Here is a 16,763-nt window from a genome sequence, read left to right as displayed (position 1 = left end):
GAGCCCCCTGGCGCCGGCGTCGTACGACTGACAGTCCGCGTCCCGCAGGGCGTCGCTGGGCGGGCCCGTTGCGCCGCAGCAGCACATTCGCCCGCCAGGTGCTGCTGGTCCGGGTGGGTCGCCGCGACGGCGCCGCCGCCGTCGGCGCCGACCTGGCCTCGCCCGAGCACCGCTACCTCGATCGGCAGCGCCGCCGGTACGGCCTCGACCGGTACGAGCGCGCCGAGGTCCAGGCGATCGTGCCGGTGAGCCCGGCCCTCGCCCCCAGCACCCCGGTCGACGACGCGGCGTCGATGTCGATCCCGCTGCTGCCGGGCGAGCGGACGACGGCCCGCCGGGCCAAGTTCGCGCTGGTCAACGCCTGCACCCTGGCCAGCCTGGTGCTCGGGATCAACGCCATCTTCGTGGCCATGCAGGGTGAGGTGCGCCTCGCTGCGCTCCTCCTCATCGCCTGCGTCGTGTTCGACGGGCTCGACGGCGCGCTCGCCCGCAAGCTCGGGGTGGCCAGCCCGTTCGGCGCCCAGATGGACTCGCTGGCCGACATGTGCTCGTTCGGCCTCGCCGCCCCGGTGGTGGTCTACGCCTCGCTGGTCGGTGAGGCCCCGCCCGCCGCCGCCGCGGTGGCCGCCGCGCTCGTCGTCGCCTGCGCGGCGATCCGGCTCGCCCGGTTCAACGTCTCGCCGAAGGACGGCCGCTTCTTCTGCGGCGTGCCGACCACGATGGCGGCGGCCGTGCTCGCCCTGACCGTCGCCATCGGGCTGCCGCTGCCCGGCCTGGTGCAGATCGCGGGGGTGGCGCTGCTGGCCTTCGCGATGGTCTCCAGCTTCCCCTACGCGAAGCTGGCCCGGCTGGTCAAGCTGCCGCCGTGGCTCTGGCTGGCCCCGGCGATCGGCGCGCTGGTCGACGTCCGGCTGACCTTCGCCCTGGTCGTGGTGGGCTACCTGGTCAGCGGCCCGCTGCTCTGGCTGCACCAGCGCCGCACCGCCTGACCGACGATCCACCCGAAAGGGGCGCCGCTGTCCGCGGCGCCCCTTTCGTCGTCAGCGCCAGCGGGCGATGACCGTGGACCCGCCGATGACCCTGTCGCCCGGCCCGACCAGCGGGTCGGCCGCGTCGGCCGGCAGGTAGACGTCGGTCCGCGAGCCGAACCGGATCAGGCCGAACCTTTCGCCCCTGGCCAGCAGCGACCCGATCGGTGCGCGCTGCACGATCCGCCGGGCGATCAGCCCGGTGCGCTGCGCGACGACCACCGTGCCGTGCTCGGTGTCCAGCACCGTGTACGCCGCCACGTTGTGCTCGGCGTCCGGCTTCATCGCGTTGACGAAGCCGCCGTCGGCGACGAAGTAGTCGACCACCTTGCCGGCCACCGGTGACCGGTTGACGTGCACGTCCAGCACCGAGAGGAAGACTGCGACCCGCAGCCACTCGCCGTCGCCGAAGCGCTCGTCGTGCAGCCGCTGCACCGAGAGCACCTTCCCGTCGGCGGCCGCCACGACGGCCGACGGGTCCTCGGGGACGTCCCGCTCCGGGTCCCGGAAGAACGCGGCAACCGGGGCGGCGGCCAGCGCCGGCAGCAGCCACAGCTTCGACTTCGGCCGGACGGCCCGGGTCAGCGCGGCGAGCCCGAGGACGATCCCGGCCGCAGCCACGCCGTTGGAGTCGATGTGCATGCTCCGGGTCAGCGGGACGCTGGACGGCCGGTGGGCCGGGGCGAGCCGGGCCGCGACGGCCACGACGGCCGGGGTGAGGCGGAGCCGGTGCACCCGTACCGGCGGGGAGTTGCGCAGCACCAGGTCCGTCCCGGCGCCGTGCAGCACGCCCTGCCGCTCCAGCTCGGCGGCGGCACCGGCGGTGCGCCCCGGGGCGGCGGGCACGGCGAGGCTGAGCACCGCGCCGTCGGCGAGGTACTTGGCCAGGCCGTCGATGGTCGTGCGGGCCTCCTCGGCGGTGCCGGTGAGCGGCTCGGCGGCGATCACCACCTCGGCGGCGTCGGCCTCGGCGAGGGAGTCCGCCACCCGAACCCGGTCGGCGACCCAGCGGCCCTGGGCCGTCACGTGCTCGCGCAGCGCGGCGGGCGTGGCCGTCGCGGACGGCACCACGGTGAGGGAGTCGCCAGGCAGCAGGGCGTCGATCGCCGCGGCCAGCACCGCGGACTCCGGGGCCGCGCCGACCAGCAGGGCGGCCTTCGGGTCGTTGCGCCGGGCGAGCTCGGTGACGAGGGTACGGGCGGCGCGCTCGCCGATGCGGACCGGACCGGGCCGGCCGGAGGTTCGCACGGCGGGGGACTGGGTCATGTCGGACTGGCTCCTGACGAGGTAGAGACGGAATCGCGGCGGGACCGCCACGGCGACCCGGTCGGGTCGGCCGCAGAACGGGCCGGCGACCTGCCGGAGCGGCTGCGGACGGGGCCGCGGCCAGTGCCGGCCGGCGGAGGCGAGCTCTCCACCGGCCAGCATATGCGCCCGGCGCGGGCGACCGCACCGCCGTGGTCAGCCGTCCGCCCCCTGCGGCCCGCGGCGCGGCGCGTCCGGGTCGGACGGGTCGGACGTCGGCCCCGCGACGGTCGGGTCGGCCGTCAACCGGGGCAGCGGCTCGGTGACCTGCTCGGTGGCCGGGCCGGGTGGTGGCCCGCCTGCGGGGTCGGCGTCCAGCGGGTCCGCCGGCGACCAGCGGGGCGTCCCGCCGCCGCTGACCGGCCAGTCCTCGACCGCACTTGGCCGTTCGTCGGTGACGGCCGCGGTGGACCACTCGTCGGCCGGGGCCGGCCCGGCCTCGGTGAGCGGCCGTTCGGGGCCTGGCCGGTCGCCGAAGCCGGCGTCCACGGCGTCCGCCGATGTCGGCCGTTCGGCGTCGCGCCGGTCACCGGAGCCCGCGTCCACGGTGTCCGCCGGTGCCGGCCGTTCGGCGTCGCGCCGGTCGCCCCGGCCAGAGCGCAGCGCGCCGATCAGGCCCAGCGCGCCGATCAGGATCAGCCCGCCGGCCAGGAACCAGCCGACCGGCGGGAGGTCCAGGCCGAGCAGCTGGGCGAGCAGCCACCACCCGGCCAGGGCGACAAAGACCAGGCCGAAGCCCAGCGACACGACATCGGTGCGGTGGGCCTTCACCGGGTCACCTCCAGGTTGCCGGCGTTGATGTGGACGTACAGGCGCAGCTTGCCGCCCCCGGCGCCGTCCGCGCCGAGGTCGGTGCTTTCCCGGATCCGGCCGTCCAGCCCTCCGGAGCGTTTTCCGAAGACCGTGGCGTCCCCGGCGTTGACCTCGGCGATCGTGGTGACGTCGACGTTCGCCGGCACCACCACGGTCGCCTTCCCGAATTGGATCGAGACGGTGACCTGGGTGTCCTGCTTGTCGAAGTCGATCCCGCGCAGGTCGAGCACGGCGTCGCCGAACCTGTTCTCGTACCGGTTGGCCAGGTCACGCCGGTCGGTGGGGGCCCAGGTGACGTCCCCGTCGATGCCCCGGACCCGGTCGTAGGACTCGGCCACGGTCGCGACGCCGAGCGCCGCCGCGGTGACCAGCCCGAGTGCGATCAGCCAGCGGGCCCGGCCGAACCAGGCGCCGACGAGCAGGCCGAGCCCGACCGTCGCCAGGGCCGCCGCGAAGTACGCCGCCGCCCCCACGTGGATCACGTCCAGCAGGTCGAGCACGGCGACCACCCCGAGCGCCAGGAAGACCAGCGAGAAGGTCACGGCGCCCAGCGGGGAGCGTTCCCGGGGCTGCTTCGGGGGCTTGACCGGGCGGGGCGGCGGGGGAGCCTGCTGCGGGCCCTTGGCGTACGGGCCGTGCGGGGCGAACGGCGGCCGGTAGCCGGCCGGCGGGTAGCCGGTCGTGGGCATGCCGACCGGGGGGAGGGAGCCAGCCGGCGTGCCCGCCGGCGGCCAGGCGGGGAGCCCGGCGGTCGGCCCCGCCGGGGCGGCCGTCCACGCGGCGGCGGGCTGCCCGGGCGCAGGCGTCCCGGACCACTGCCCTGCGAACGGCCCCCCGGACGGCTGGCCGGGAACCGGGGGCCCGACCGGCGGCAGCCCGGGGCCGGCGGGCGGGGTGAAGAGGCCGGGCGCGGGCCACGCGACCGGCGGCACCGGGCCCGGCGGGGTGGCGGCCGGTGCGCCGGGCACCGGGCCCTGGCCGGCCGGGGCGCCCCGGGCGAACGTTCCGCGCTCGCGGTTGAGCAGCAGCGCGCCGCCGACCAGGATGGCCGCGCCGAGCAGTACCGCCCGGAACGCGTCGGTGACGATGTACCCGAAGCTCACCGCCACCAGGATGCTCAGCACGATCACGGTGAGCGGGGACATGCTGGACCGGCCCCGGCCCAGCATGGACTCGACCGGGGAAGCGGTGTCGCCCTCGCCCGGGATGATCAGCCAGGCCGTGACGTACACCAGGATGCCGATGCCGCCGAAGAAGCCGAGCACGGCCAACAGCACCCGCCACAGCACGGGGTCGGTGTTGGTGGCCCGGCCGATCGCCACGCAGACGCCGGCCAGGTAGCGGCCCTCGCGGGGCCGGACCAGCCCGTACCGGGAGGTGAAGCCGGCACCCTCGGGCGGCGGGGGCGGGGTCGCGTACCCCCCGGGGGGTGGTGGTGGCGGGGCGCCCGGCCCGGGGCGGTGGGGCCCGGGGGTCTCCCCGGCCGGCGGCGACCAGGCCGGGCCGCCGCCGGCGGTCGGCGGCAGCCAGCCGCCCGGCGCGGACGCCCTCGGGTCGGCGGTGCCGGCAGTGCCCGGTCCCGCCGGGGTTCCGGTCGCGGCGACCCCCGGTGTCGCGGGTGAACCGGTCGCCCCCGGCTCCCCCGGTCCGGCGGGCGCCGGCGGCCCGAAGACGGTCGGTTCGGTCCAGCTGGCGGGCGTGGTGGGAGCCGGATCCGCCGGTGGCGGCCCTTCCGGCTGTGCCGCCCCGGGACGGGGTGGCGGGGCAGCTTCCTCGGTCATGCTTCGATCCTGCTGCCCCGACCGGCCGGGGGCCTCAGGACCCGACCCTGACCACACCCTGAGATCCGACCGGCCGAGATGTCGGGGGCGTCCCCGTGGCCCGTTGGGGTCCCCGCGTGTGACGATCGAGACCGGCACGCCGGTCCGGCGCCGCCCCGTCGCACCCTGAACAGGGAGTATCCGATCAGCACCGTGATCCAGCCGCCCCGGCTCTACCGGGCGCCCGAGCACCGGATGGCCGCCGGTGTCGCCGCAGGCATCGCCGACCATCTCGGCATCTCGGTGGTGCGGGTGCGGATCGCCTTCACGGTGCTGCTCGGCCTCAGCGGGCTCGGGGTGCTGCTCTACGCCGCCTTCTGGGCGGTCGTCCCGCTGCGGCCGGGGGACACCGCCGTCCCGCCCCGGCGGGACATCGGGCAGTTGCTGCCGTTCGTGGCGATCGGGCTCGGGGTGCTGCTGGTGCAGGTGATGCTCTTCGACTCGGTCGGCGCGGCGGGCACCGCCGGTTGGCTGGTCGCGATCATCGCCGTGGGCGCCGGGGTGATCTGGCACCAGGCCGCGCCGGAGCGCCGCCGGCAGTGGGGCGAGTCGATGCCGGTGCCCTGGCTGGGCGCGGTGGTGGAGGAGAGCGACCGGCGGGCCTTCGTGCTGCGGTTCATCGGCGGCGGGGTGCTGGTCGCGGTGGGCATCATCGGCGTCGTGGCGGTCTACTCGCCGGTGCAGAACTTCGACGCGGTGCTCAACGGCGTTATCTTCGCGCTGGTCGGGCTGGCCGGCGTGGGGGTGGTGGCGGCCCCGGTGCTCTGGCGGACGTACAACCAGCTCCGCTCGGAGCGCGAGGGGCGCATCCGTGAGCAGGAACGGGCAGAACTGGCCGCCATGGTGCACGACCAGGTGCTGCACACCCTCGCGCTGATCCAGCGCAACGCCGCCGACGTGACGGCCGTGCAGCGGCTGGCGCGCGGCCAGGAGCGTTCGCTGCGCAACTGGCTGTACAAGCCGACCGCCTCGCCCACGGAACGGTTCGCGGCGGCCCTGGAGCAGGCCGCGGCCGAGGTCGAGGACACCTTCGCGATCACCGTGGAGGCGGTGGTGGTGGGTGACCGGGACACCGACGAGCGGGTCGGTGCGCTGGTCGCGGCGGCCCGGGAGGCGCTGGTGAACGCGGCCCGGCACGCCGGGGTGCGGACCGTCTCGCTGTACGCGGAGGTGGAGCCGGACCAGGTGAGCGCCTTCGTTCGGGATCGGGGCAAGGGCTTCGACCCGGATACCGTGGGGGACCACCGGCACGGGGTCCGGGGGTCGATCATCGGACGGATGAGGCGGCACGGCGGCCGGGCGGAGATCCGCTCCGAGCCGGGCGAGGGAACCGAGGTCCGGTTGATCCTGCCGATCCCCCGCGACCAGTCCACGACGGAGAGGGACAAATGACCATGGCCGAGCACGAGCCGGTCGAGGGGACGCAGGGCCGCCCCGAGCGGCTGCGCGTCTTCCTCGTCGACGACCACGCCATGTTCCGCGCGGGGGTCCGCGCCGAGCTGGGCGCCCACGTCGAGGTGGTGGGCGAGGCCAGCACGGTGGCCGAGGCGGTCGCCCGGATCGCCGCCACCGGTCCCGACGTGGTGCTGCTGGACGTGCATATGCCCGACGGCGGCGGCCGGGCGGTGCTGGAGGCGATGCGCCGGACCCACCCGCAGGTGCGTTTCCTGGCGCTGAGCGTCTCCGACGCGGCGGAGGACGTGATCGGCCTCATCCGGGCCGGCGCCCGGGGCTACGTCACCAAGACCATCTCCCCGGACGAGCTGGCCGCGGCGGTGCGCCGGGTGGCCGACGGCGACGCCGTGTTCAGCCCTCGGCTGGCCGGGTTCGTGCTGGACGCCTTCGCCGCCCGGCCGGACGCCCCGGTGGCCGACCCGGAGCTGGACCAGCTCACCAACCGGGAGCGCGAGGTGCTCCGGCTGCTCGCCCGGGGGTACGCGTACAAGGAGATCGCCAAGGAGCTCTACATCTCGATCAAGACGGTCGAGACGCACGTGTCGAACGTGCTGCGCAAGCTCCAGATGTCCAACCGGTACGAGCTGTCCCGCTGGGCGGCGGACCGCCGCCTGGTCTGACGCCGGCCGCCGGTCCGGCCCGGTCACTCCGTCCGCAGGACGGTGAACGCCTCCGCCAGCCGGCCCGGCGGCAGCCCGGCGTTGTCCGCGACCGTGGTGAGCCGGTCCCGGACCCAGGTCTCCACGTCCAGGTGGGCGGTCTGCGAGTGGTGTGCGCGCATCGCGGCGACCTTGCGGTCGTACCGGTCGGTGACGTCGACCACGTGGTCCGGGCCGGGGCCGCCGGCGTACCAGACCTCGCGGACCACCCACGGCGGCAGCCCGCTGGCCAGCAGCTCGGGGTGTGCGAACCGGTTGCGCGCGTCCGGGTAGATCGCGCAGGTGGTGGCCTCGCCGACGGCCAGGTGGTCGGGGTGGCTCGGGCCGGCCAACTGCTCCCAGCGGCGCAGCGGGGAACTGGTCAGCACCCGGTCGGGTCGGAACCGGCGGATCGCCGCGGTGATGTCCCGGCGCAGCGCGGTCGTGGGGGCGAGGGCGCCGTCGACGTACCCGTCGAGGAACTCGACCCGGCGCACCCCGACGGCCGCGGCGGCGGCGCGCTGCTCCTCCTCGCGCAGCCGGGGCACCTCCGCGCGGGGCATGTCGTCGAACCCGCCGGCGTCACCCCGGGTGACAATGAGGTAGGCCACCTCCGTCCCCTCGTCCACCCAGCCGGCTATGGTGCCCGCACAGCCGAAGTCGACATCGTCCGGATGGGCAAATACGGCCAGCGCACGGTGGATGCTGACGAGCGCCGGGGCGGAGGCGGGGAAGCTCACAGCGTTGAGCCTACGCGGCGACCCGAGCGAGGGGGGCTGGCAGCGTTTTGCCTGGTCAGAGCGATGCTGTCGGGTCGAATCGTGATCTTTTCTCAAGTATCGGCAACGCTGCGACCAACTAACGGCTTGATAACGGCACCTTCACGTAACGGGCCGGTAGGTGTCACAGTTGCAGCACCTCACCCCCGGTGTAAGGCACCCATGCACGGTTCTGCGACCACGAAGCCGCTGAGCAGTCACGGTTCGTGGCCGTCCAGCCCTGCGCGGAGCCGAGCCCCGGTGCGGTGTGGTGGCCCGGCGATCGGTACATCAGGGGTGTCCCGATTTTTCTGCGGTAAACCGGTGGTCAATGGTTGCGGTTGCCGGCGGTGTCACCCCCATACGTGCGTGAAACTCACGACGGAACAGGCTAGAAAGAGGAGGCCCCTCGGAATGAGAGTCTCGAAGCGGGCGAGTGGCGCGATCGCGTTGGGCGCGGCTTTCGCGCTCGTCGCGACCGGCTGCTCCAGCAGCAGCGACGACGGCGGCGACGCCGGCAACAGCGCGGACGGTGCCATCACGATCGACGGCACCGAGCCGGAGAACCCGCTGGTCCCGGCGAACACCACCGAGACCGGTGGCGGCAAGATCATCGACTGGATGTGGACCGGCCTGGTCGAGTACCCCAACGACGGTGGCGCCCCGCGGAACGCCCTGGCCGAGTCGATCGAGACGGCCGACTCCAAGGTCTACAAGATCAAGATCAAGCAGGACACGAAGTTCCACGACGGCACCGCCGTCAAGGCCAAGAACTTCGTGGACGCCTGGAACTGGGGTGCCCACTCGCCGAACGGCGCGCAGAACTCCAGCTTCTTCGCGGACATCCAGGGCTTCGAGGACGTCAACACCGCCGACCCGGATGGCGCGGACGGCCCGCAGAAGGCCCCGGAGCCGAAGGCCAAGGAGATGTCCGGCCTGAAGGTCGTCGACGACTGGAACTTCGAGGTCACGCTCGCCGCGCCGACCGCCGTGTTCCCGACCAAGCTCGGCTACAGCACCTTCATGCCGCTGCCGGACGCGTTCTTCGCGGGCAAGGCGGAGGACTTCGGCAAGAAGCCGATCGGCAACGGCCCGGTCAAGTTCGTGTCCTGGGAGAACAACGTCTCCATCAAGCTGACTCGTTTCGACGACTACCAGCTGCGCGACAAGATGAAGATCAAGGACGTCAACCTCAAGATCTCCCAGGACGACAACGCCGTCTACAGCGACCTGGTCTCCAACAACATCGACTTCCAGCAGCAGGTTCCGGTCGCCGCCCTCGCGGGTGACAAGTGGAAGCAGGACCTGGGCGAGCGGGCTGTCTCGTCGGTTGCCCCGGTCACCGGCATCATCGCCTTCCCGATCTACGACAAGCGCTTCACCAACCCGAAGCTGCGTCGCGCCGTCTCCCTGTCGATCAACCGGCAGGAGATCACCGACAAGATCTTCTTCGGTAACCGCAAGCCGGCCGACAGCTGGGCCAACCCGCTGGCCCCCGGTGCGGCGCCGGGCAACTGCACCGCCTGCCAGTTCCAGGTCGACGAGGCCAAGAAGCTGCTCGCCGAGGCCGGTGGCTTCAGCGGCGAGATGGTCTTCTACTACAACGCGGACGCCAGCCACAAGGAGTGGATGGAGGCCGTCGCGCAGCAGGTCAAGACCAACCTCGGCATCAACGCCCGCGCCGAGGGCGTGCCGACCTTCGCGGTGTTCCGCCAGAACATCAACGCCCACAAGATGAAGGGCCCGTACCGCGCCGGCTGGCAGCAGGACTACCCGGACGTCGAGAACTGGGTCAACCCGCTCTACGTCACCGGTGGCTCCTCTAACGACGGCCTGTACAGCAACAAGCAGGTCGACGCCCTCGCCAAGGAGGCCGGTGCGGCTCCGAGCCTGGACGCCTCGCACGCCAAGTTCGCCGAGGCCGTCAAGCTGATCGACGCTGACGCCCCGTCGATCCCGGTCTACTTCTCGGGCCAGCAGTCCGGTCACTCGGAGAAGATCAAGAAGATGGAACTGACCAACGTCGGCGAACTCGACATCACCACGGTCGAGCTCTGATCCGTTCGGTCTGACCCCGGGTCGGGCTCACCTACCGGTGGGCCCGGCCCGGAGCCGTTCCGCGAGGGGTGTACAACATCCCTCGCCACGTTGACGCCATCCGTGTCGGCCCCCTCGCCCGACGCGCCCCCTGTCAGGAGGACCACCCCATGGGCCGTTATCTGTTGAGACGGCTACTGCAACTCGTCCCGGTCTTCATTGGTACGACTTTCCTGATCTACTGGCTCGTCTGGTCGGTGCCGGGCGACCCGTTCGCCGGCAAGTGCGGCGACCGCCGGTGTCCGGACACGTACATCAACTTCATGACCGAGAAGTACCAGCTCGACCAGTCGATCTGGGTGCAGTACGCCACCTACATGAAGAACCTGTTCCAGGGGGACTTCGGCGTCACGTACAACAACCGCGCCGTCGGCGACATCATCGCCACCGCGTACCCGAACACCCTGAAGCTCGCCGTGGTGGCCCTGGCGATCGAGGCGATCATCGGCCTGTCCGCCGGTGTCCTGACCGGCCTGCGGCGCAACGGCTTCCTCGACAACCTGGTCCTCGTCTCCACCCTCTTCCTGATCGCGCTGCCGGTGTTCGTCATCGGCTTCATCCTGCAGTGGCTGCTCGGCGTGAAGTGGGGCATCGTCGACCCGACCGTCTCCAGCGAGATGCGGTTTTCGGAGCTGCTCCTACCGGGCTTCGTCCTAGGCAGCGCGTCCATGGCGTACGTCGCCCGGGTGGCACGCACGAGCATCGCGGAGAACCGCCGTGCCGACTACGTCCGCACCGCCATCGCCAAGGGCCTGCCGATGCGCCGGGTCGTCGGCGTGCACCTGTTGCGCAACTCGCTGATCCCGGTTGTCACCCTCCTCGGCACCGACCTCGGCGCGCTGATGGGCGGCGCCATCGTCACGGAGGGCATCTTCGGCATCAACGGCATCGGCCGCGCCGTCCTCCGGGCGATCGTCACCAAGGAGAGCGCTACCGTTGTCTCCATCGTGGTGGTCCTCGTGCTGGTCTACCTCCTGATGAACCTGCTGGTGGACCTGCTCTACGCCGCCCTGGACCCGAGGATCCGCTATGAGTGAGCAGCGTGTCGAACGGATTTTGAACGCAGCGTGCCGTGACCACCGTCCCGGCACCCAGCGCAGCGAGGTGGCGGCATGAGTGACCCCAGCACCGCATCGATCGTTTCGACCCCGCCGGCGACCATGCCCACCGAGGCCGGGTCCGGCGCTCCCGTCGACGCCGGCCTGCCGGAGAACGCCCGCCGGGAGAAGCCCCGCGGCCTGCTCGGCGACGCCTGGAGCGACCTGCGCCGCAAGCCGCTGTTCTGGATCGCGGCGACGTTCATCCTGATCTTCATCCTGATGGCGGCCTTCCCGTCGCTGTTCACCTCCGGCGACGCGGTCAACGGCGCGCTGTCCCGCAGCCAGGTGAAGCCGTCGGGCGACGCCTGGTTCGGTTACGACATTCAGGGCCGGGACGTCTACGCCCGGGTCATCTACGGCGCCCGCGCCTCGATCATCGTGGCCCTGGTCTCCACCATCGGCACGCTGCTGATCGGCGGCACGATCGGCATGCTCGCCGGCTACCTCGGCGGCTGGGTGGACGCCCTGCTCTCCCGCTTCGGCGACATCTTCTTCGGCCTGCCCTTCGTGCTCGGCGCGATCGTCATCCTGACCACCTTCAACGGGGCGGGGTCGAGCAACAACGAGTGGTACATCATGGCCCTGGTCATCATGTCCCTGGTCGTGCTGAGCTGGCCGGTCGTGATGCGGCTGATGCGCTCCTCGGTGCTGGCCACCAAGGAGGCCGACTACATCATGGCGGCCCGGGCGCTGGGAGCCGGCACCGGCCGGATCATCATCAAGCACCTGCTGCCGAACTGCCTGGCCCCGCTGCTGGTCTACGGCACCATTCTGGTCGGGTCGTTCATCGGCGCGGAGGCGACGCTGTCCTTCCTGGGCATCGGCCTGAAGAGCCCGGTGGTCTCGTGGGGCATCATGATCAGCGAAGCGCAGAACTACATCCGGGTCTCGCCCTTCCTGCTCTTCTTCCCCTCCGCGTTCCTCGTCACCGCCGTCCTCAGCTTTGTGATGCTCGGTGAGGCGGTCCGCGAGGCCCTCGATCCGAAACTGCGCTAGGGGAGATTGAGTTGTCCGACATTCTCGTGACCGAGCAGTCCCAGCCGGGCGCCGACGGATCCGGCCGCCCCTCCGGCCGCCTCCTGGAGGTCGAGGACCTGCGGGTGGAGTTCCGCACCCGGGACGGCGTCGCCAAGGTCATCAACGGGGTCACCTACCACGTCGACGCGGGGGAGACCCTCGCCGTGCTCGGCGAGTCCGGCTCCGGCAAGAGCGTCACCGCCCAGGCCGTCATGGGCATCCTCGACACGCCGCCCGGGTTCGTCACCGGGGGCGAGGTGCGCTTCCACGGCAAGGACATGCTCACCATGTCCGCCGAGCAGCGCCGCCGCATCCGCGGCGAGGGCATCGCGATGATCTTCCAGGATGCGCTCTCCGCGCTGAACCCGGTCTTCACCATCGGGTTCCAGATCGCCGAGCAGTTCCGGATCCGGCGGGGCCTCGGCCGCGCCGAGGCCAAGAAGCGTGCCATCGAAATGCTCGACCAGGTCAAGATCCCGAACGCAAAGGGCCGGTTCAGCAACTATCCGCACCAGTTCTCCGGCGGCATGCGGCAGCGCGCGATGATCGCGATGTCGCTGGCGCTCGACCCGGAGGTGCTGATCGCGGACGAGCCGACCACCGCGCTCGACGTGACCGTGCAGGCCCAGATCATGGACCTGCTCGCCGAGCTTCAGCGCGAGCGGCAGATGGGCCTGATCCTGATCACCCACGACCTCGGCGTGGTCGCCGACGTCGCGGACCGGATCGCCGTCATGTACGCCGGGCGGATCGTCGAGGAAGCCGATGTCTTCGAGCTGTACGCCAAGCCGGCGCATCCGTACACCCTCGGCCTGATCGACTCGATCCCGCGGATGGACGAGCGGGGGCAGCAGCTTCGCACCATCAAGGGCCTGCCGCCGAACCTGATGAACATCCCGCCGGGCTGCCCGTTCAACCCGCGCTGCCCCATGGCGCAGCCGGTCTGCCGGGAGAAGGTGCCCCCGCTGCTGCAGATCGCCGGCAGCCGGGCCAGCGCCTGTCACTTCGCCGAGGAGCTGGTTAACCGTGACTGAGAACATCCTCGAGGTCCGTGACCTGGTTAAGCACTACCCCGTCACCCAGGGCATCGTCTTCAAGAAGACCATCGGTCAGGTCAAGGCCGTCGACGGGGTCTCGTTCGAGCTGAGGTCCGGCGAGACGCTCGGCGTGGTCGGCGAGTCCGGCTGCGGCAAGTCGACGCTGGCCCGGGTCCTGATGAACCTGGAGCGGCCGACCGCCGGCAGCGTGCTCTACAAGGGGCAGGACATCTCCAAGCTGTCCGGCGGGGCGCTGCGCCGGCTGCGCCGGCAGATCCAGCTGGTCATGCAGGACCCGTACACCTCGCTGAACCCGCGAATGACGGTCGGCGACCTGGTCGGTGAGCCGTTCGAGATCCACCCCGAGGTGGCCCCGAAGGGCAGCCGGCGGCAGAAGGTCAAGGAGCTGCTCGACCTGGTCGGGTTGAACCCGGAGCACATCCACCGGTACCCGCACCAGTTCTCCGGCGGCCAGCGCCAGCGCATCGGCATCGCCCGGGCGCTCGCCCTGCGCCCGGAGATCATCGTCTGCGACGAGCCGGTGTCGGCCCTGGACGTCTCCATCCAGGCCCAGGTGATGAACCTGCTGGAGAAGCTCCAGAACGAGTTCGGCCTGTCGTACGTCTTCATCGCCCACGACCTGTCGGTGGTCCGGCACCTGTCGGACCGGGTCGCGGTGATGTACCTCGGCAAGATCGTGGAGATCGGCACCGAGGACGAGATCTACGAGCGGCCGACCCACCCGTACACCCAGGCGCTGCTGTCGGCGGTGCCGGTGCCGGACCCGACCCTGCGGGACCAGAAGGCGATCATCCGGCTCACCGGTGACGTCCCCTCGCCGGTCAGCCCGCCCTCGGGCTGCCGGTTCCGCACCCGGTGCTGGAAGGCGCAGGACGTCTGCGCCGAGCAGGTCCCGCTGCTGGAGATCCGTTCCGGCTCGGACCACGCGAGCGCCTGCCACTTCGCGGAGAAGCGCGAGATCGTCGCCACCCACGAGGCGTGAGCCTCCCGGGCTGACCGCCCACCGACCGCCTGCCGGCGTCCACCGACGCCGGCGGGCGGTCGCGCTTTTCCGCCCCGCCCCACCCCGCCGCGCCGGGTGGGGCCGCGGGTACGGCCCCTACAGCGGGCCGCGGCCGGCGCGGAGCAGCAGCAGGGCGAGCTGGGTCCCGTCGGCGCCGAGGGCCTGGCGGAACCGCTCCAGGATCTCCCGTTCCCGGCTGAGCACCAGCCGGGTGCCGCCGGAGGCCATCCGGGTAGCCCCGACCTCCTGGGACAGGGCGGCCCGCTCCTGCCACAGCTCGATCACGGTGCGGTCGATCTCGTCGATCCGCTCCCGGATGCCGACGATCCGCGCCGCCGCCGCCGAGTCGTCGGTCCCGGTCCGGGGCGTCCCGCCGGCCGTCGACGCCGGCTCCGTCCTGCCGTCGCCGGCCGGCCCGCCGGCCTCGTGCTCGTCGCCCGGCCGGGACTGTGCCACGCTGCCGCTCTGCTCCACCACGTCTGTCATCATCGCCGTACCCCTCGGACGTCGGGCCCGGTGCCCGGATCCCGGGACGGAAAAGCCCCGGGCTCTCCAGAGCCCGGGGCTTTTCGTAGGTCTGATCTGATCAGGCGCGACCCACGGCTGCCGGACTCCCGGTGCCGTAGTAAAAGTAGAAGCGCTGACCGAACACGTCGTTGAGTATGCCCACCCGCCGGCCCGATCCGCAAGGATTCGCGCCGGGTCCACGGGGAATCGCGGTGCGGGGCCCCTTCTCCGGGCCGGCGTCAGCGGGGAGAAGGGGCCTCTGCGCGCACTCAGCCGAGGCGGGTGATCCGATCGGCGGGGCCCGGCCCCACCGGGGCGCCCGCGCCCACGTACGACACCAGGGCGTCGACGTCGAAGCCGGGGGCGGTGGTGCGGCCGGCGCCGCCAGCCAGCTCGGTGAAGCCGTCGCCGCCGTTGGCCAGGAAATCGTTCGTGGTGACCCGGTAGCTGGCCGCCGGGTCGACCGGGGTCCCGTTCAGCGCCAGGGCGCTCACCCGGGAGCCCGCCGGGGCGGTGCTGTCGTACGAGTAGGTCAGCCCGGCCGAGACCTGGAGGATCCGCTGGGCGGTCTGCCCGTTGAAGCCGGGGAACTGCTGCTCCAGCACGTTCTTGAGCTGGGCCCCGGTGAACGTCTGGGTGACCACCAGGTTGTTGAACGGCTGGACGCTGAACGCCTCGCCGTAGGTCACCTCACCCGGCGCCTCGCCGCCGGCCGACGCCCCGTACGACAGGGATGCCCGGACTCCGCCCGGGTTCATCAGGGCGATCTGCGCCCCGTCGCCGGCCGTGTACGCGAGTTGCGCGTCGGCGATCACGTCGCCGAGCGGGCTCTCGCCGTTGGGCCGGACGTCCCGGACGATGTCCGCGCTGATCCTCCCGACCACCCGGTTGGCGATCGGGGCGACCGCCGTGCGGTACTTGTCGGACAGCGCCTTCGCGCCCGCGTCGACCAGCTCGGGGTTGCGGGCGAACACGCCGGGGCCGCTCTGCTGCCAGGTGCCGTCGGCGTTGCGGATGCCGTTCTCGACGACCACGTTGCGGGCGGAGATCCCGGTGAACCGGCCGGAGCGGCGGTCCAGCGAGTAGTCCACGTCGGTGACGAGCTGGCCGTTGGTGCCGGCGCTGGTGACCACGCTCTGCTGGCCGGCCGAGTTCGGCAGCGAGCAGGAGTAGAAGCGGTGGGTGTGGCCGGAGACGACCAGGCCGAACTCCGGCCGCAGGCCGCGCACGATGTCCACGATCGGGCCGGAGAAGTTGGCGCAGTCGGAGACGCCCGGGGCGCTCGGCGGCGGGGACTGCGCGCCGCCCTCGTGCACCAGCAGCACCATCGCCTTGACGCCGAAGAGCTTGAGCAGCCCGCCCCACTTGTTGGCGGTCTCCACCTCGTCCTTGAAGGTGACCGAGGTGATGCCGGCGGGGTTGACGATGCCCGGGGTGCCCTCCAGGGTGACCCCGACGAAGCCGACCGGCACGCCGCCGACGAACTTCACGTCGACCGGGGGCAGGATCGGCAGGCCGGTCTTCTTGCTGACCGTGTTGGCCGCGAGGTAGGTGAACTTCGCGCCGGCGAAGCCGTCGCCGTCCTGGCAGCCGTCGACCGGGTGGCAGCCGCCCTTGTTGAGCCGGATCAGCTCGTTGACGCCCTCGTCGAACTCGTGGTTGCCGACCGAGCTGACCTGGAGGCCGATCTCGTCCATCAGCTCGATCGTCGGCTCGTCGTGGAACGCGGCGCTGACCAGCGGAGAGGCGCCGACCAGGTCGCCGGCGCCGACGGTGGTGCTGGTCCGCCCCTCGGCCTTCGCCTCGGCGCGGAGCCTCTTCAGCCAGGTGGCGAGGTACTCGACGCCGCCGGCCGGGGTGCCGTTGACGGTGGCGCCGCTGCCGCCGGGCGGGTCGATGGCGCCGTGGAAGTCGTTGTAGCTGAGGAAGTTGCCCTTGACCTCGCCGCCGAGCGGCTTGGCGTAGGAGACCGAGACCGGGGCGAGGGCCGCCCAGGGGTCGGCGACCGGGGCCGGCGCGGGCCGAGTGGCGGCCGGCAGCGTGGCGACGACGGCCAGTGCGAGGGCCGGCGCGGCGAGGTGACGCAGCACCGCCCGACCGCGCGAGCGCGGTTGACTCATGGTTTTTCTCCCAAATCGTGTACGGGGGAGGATCCGGGGTTTCC

At 72.2% G+C, this 16,763-nt stretch carries 13 protein-coding genes and 1 pseudogene; 8 read left to right on the top strand and 6 right to left on the bottom strand.

The genetic code is table 11. The annotated features are described in order from the left end of the window. Positions 1 to 68: 68 nt before the first annotated feature. Positions 69 to 989, top strand: coding sequence for a CDP-alcohol phosphatidyltransferase family protein (locus tag OG617_RS09620; protein ID WP_405100574.1), 921 nt, complete (start codon positions 69 to 71; stop codon positions 987 to 989). A 51-nt stretch (positions 990 to 1,040) separates the two neighbouring features. On the opposite strand, the gene OG617_RS09615 is transcribed toward OG617_RS09620, so the two are convergent. The 3 genes and pseudogenes from OG617_RS09615 to OG617_RS09605 all read right to left on the bottom strand — a co-directional run bounded on the left by OG617_RS09615 (position 1,041) and on the right by OG617_RS09605 (position 4,927). After that, positions 1,041 to 2,294, bottom strand: coding sequence for a phosphatidylserine decarboxylase (locus OG617_RS09615; RefSeq protein ID WP_405100572.1), 1,254 nt, complete (start codon positions 2,292 to 2,294; stop codon positions 1,041 to 1,043). Between the two features lie 627 nt (positions 2,295 to 2,921). Continuing rightward, positions 2,922 to 3,104: pseudogene (locus OG617_RS09610) on the bottom strand (hypothetical protein); the annotation flags it as partial. Beyond that, positions 3,101 to 4,927 carry a PspC domain-containing protein gene (locus tag OG617_RS09605; protein WP_405100570.1) on the bottom strand — a complete coding sequence of 609 codons (1,827 nt, stop codon included), beginning with the start codon at positions 4,925 to 4,927 and terminating at the stop codon, positions 3,101 to 3,103. The gene OG617_RS09605 and the pseudogene OG617_RS09610, both read right to left, overlap by 4 nt. A gap of 192 nt (positions 4,928 to 5,119) precedes the next feature. On the opposite strand from OG617_RS09605, the gene OG617_RS09600 reads away from it, so the two are divergent. Both OG617_RS09600 and OG617_RS09595 read left to right on the top strand, forming a co-directional pair. Further along, a complete protein-coding gene (locus OG617_RS09600; RefSeq protein ID WP_405100568.1) occupies positions 5,120 to 6,358 on the top strand; it encodes a PspC domain-containing protein in 1,239 nt (412 codons plus the stop codon). A 2-nt stretch (positions 6,359 to 6,360) separates the two neighbouring features. Beyond that, the gene (locus tag OG617_RS09595; protein WP_396677613.1) at positions 6,361 to 7,041 is read left to right on the top strand and encodes a response regulator; all 681 of its coding nucleotides are present in this window, start codon (positions 6,361 to 6,363) and stop codon (positions 7,039 to 7,041) included. 23 nt (positions 7,042 to 7,064) lie between these two features. Here the strand turns inward: OG617_RS09595 and OG617_RS09590 are convergent, their stop codons facing one another. Then, a complete protein-coding gene (locus OG617_RS09590) occupies positions 7,065 to 7,799 on the bottom strand; it encodes a PIG-L deacetylase family protein (protein WP_405100566.1) in 735 nt (244 codons plus the stop codon). Between the two features lie 432 nt (positions 7,800 to 8,231). Here OG617_RS09590 and OG617_RS09585 point away from each other — a divergent pair, with 432 nt between their 5' ends. The 5 genes from OG617_RS09585 (at position 8,232) to OG617_RS09565 (ending at position 14,071) form a co-directional block, all read left to right on the top strand. After that, positions 8,232 to 9,875 (top strand): ABC transporter substrate-binding protein, encoded by a 1,644-nt coding sequence (locus tag OG617_RS09585; RefSeq protein WP_405100564.1) that lies wholly within the window; start codon positions 8,232 to 8,234, stop codon positions 9,873 to 9,875. 149 nt (positions 9,876 to 10,024) lie between these two features. Then, a complete protein-coding gene (locus OG617_RS09580) occupies positions 10,025 to 10,951 on the top strand; it encodes an ABC transporter permease (protein ID WP_405100562.1) in 927 nt (308 codons plus the stop codon). Positions 10,952 to 11,026: 75 nt separating this feature from the next. Continuing rightward, complete coding sequence (locus OG617_RS09575; protein ID WP_405100560.1) at positions 11,027 to 12,010, top strand: ABC transporter permease; 984 nt, start codon at positions 11,027 to 11,029, stop codon at positions 12,008 to 12,010. Between the two features lie 26 nt (positions 12,011 to 12,036). Next, on the top strand, positions 12,037 to 13,065 hold the full coding sequence (locus OG617_RS09570) for an ABC transporter ATP-binding protein (RefSeq protein WP_405103594.1): 1,029 nt from the start codon (positions 12,037 to 12,039) through the stop codon (positions 13,063 to 13,065). Continuing rightward, positions 13,058 to 14,071 (top strand): ABC transporter ATP-binding protein, encoded by a 1,014-nt coding sequence (locus tag OG617_RS09565; protein WP_405100558.1) that lies wholly within the window; start codon positions 13,058 to 13,060, stop codon positions 14,069 to 14,071. Before OG617_RS09570 ends, OG617_RS09565 begins: the two co-directional genes overlap by 8 nt. A gap of 117 nt (positions 14,072 to 14,188) precedes the next feature. Here the strand turns inward: OG617_RS09565 and OG617_RS09560 are convergent, their stop codons facing one another. Both OG617_RS09560 and OG617_RS09555 read right to left on the bottom strand, forming a co-directional pair. After that, on the bottom strand, positions 14,189 to 14,581 hold the full coding sequence (locus OG617_RS09560; protein WP_405100556.1) for a chorismate mutase: 393 nt from the start codon (positions 14,579 to 14,581) through the stop codon (positions 14,189 to 14,191). 287 nt (positions 14,582 to 14,868) lie between these two features. Next, complete coding sequence (locus OG617_RS09555) at positions 14,869 to 16,719, bottom strand: bifunctional metallophosphatase/5'-nucleotidase (RefSeq protein WP_405100554.1); 1,851 nt, start codon at positions 16,717 to 16,719, stop codon at positions 14,869 to 14,871. Positions 16,720 to 16,763: the final 44 nt, after the last annotated feature.

The sequence above is a fragment of the Micromonospora sp. NBC_01412 genome (assembly GCF_045040215.1).
Lineage (GTDB): Bacteria > Actinomycetota > Actinomycetes > Mycobacteriales > Micromonosporaceae > Micromonospora > Micromonospora rubida.
Note: the sequence above shows the minus strand (reverse complement) of the source record. Positions and strands in the feature narration are given on the sequence as shown.

Bases quoted from the DNA above. Each gene is read 5' to 3' on its own strand.
- OG617_RS09615 (WP_405100572.1), bottom strand. From the start codon at position 2,294: ATGACCCAGTCCCCCGCCGTGCGAACCTCCGGCCGGCCCGGTCCGGTC.
- OG617_RS09605 (WP_405100570.1), bottom strand. From the start codon at position 4,927: ATGACCGAGGAAGCTGCCCCGCCACCCCGTCCCGGGGCGGCACAGCCG.
- OG617_RS09595 (WP_396677613.1), top strand. From the start codon at position 6,361: ATGGCCGAGCACGAGCCGGTCGAGGGGACGCAGGGCCGCCCCGAGCGG.
- OG617_RS09585 (WP_405100564.1), top strand. From the start codon at position 8,232: ATGAGAGTCTCGAAGCGGGCGAGTGGCGCGATCGCGTTGGGCGCGGCT.
- OG617_RS09580 (WP_405100562.1), top strand. From the start codon at position 10,025: ATGGGCCGTTATCTGTTGAGACGGCTACTGCAACTCGTCCCGGTCTTC.
- OG617_RS09575 (WP_405100560.1), top strand. From the start codon at position 11,027: ATGAGTGACCCCAGCACCGCATCGATCGTTTCGACCCCGCCGGCGACC.
- OG617_RS09560 (WP_405100556.1), bottom strand. From the start codon at position 14,581: ATGATGACAGACGTGGTGGAGCAGAGCGGCAGCGTGGCACAGTCCCGG.
- OG617_RS09555 (WP_405100554.1), bottom strand. From the start codon at position 16,719: ATGAGTCAACCGCGCTCGCGCGGTCGGGCGGTGCTGCGTCACCTCGCC.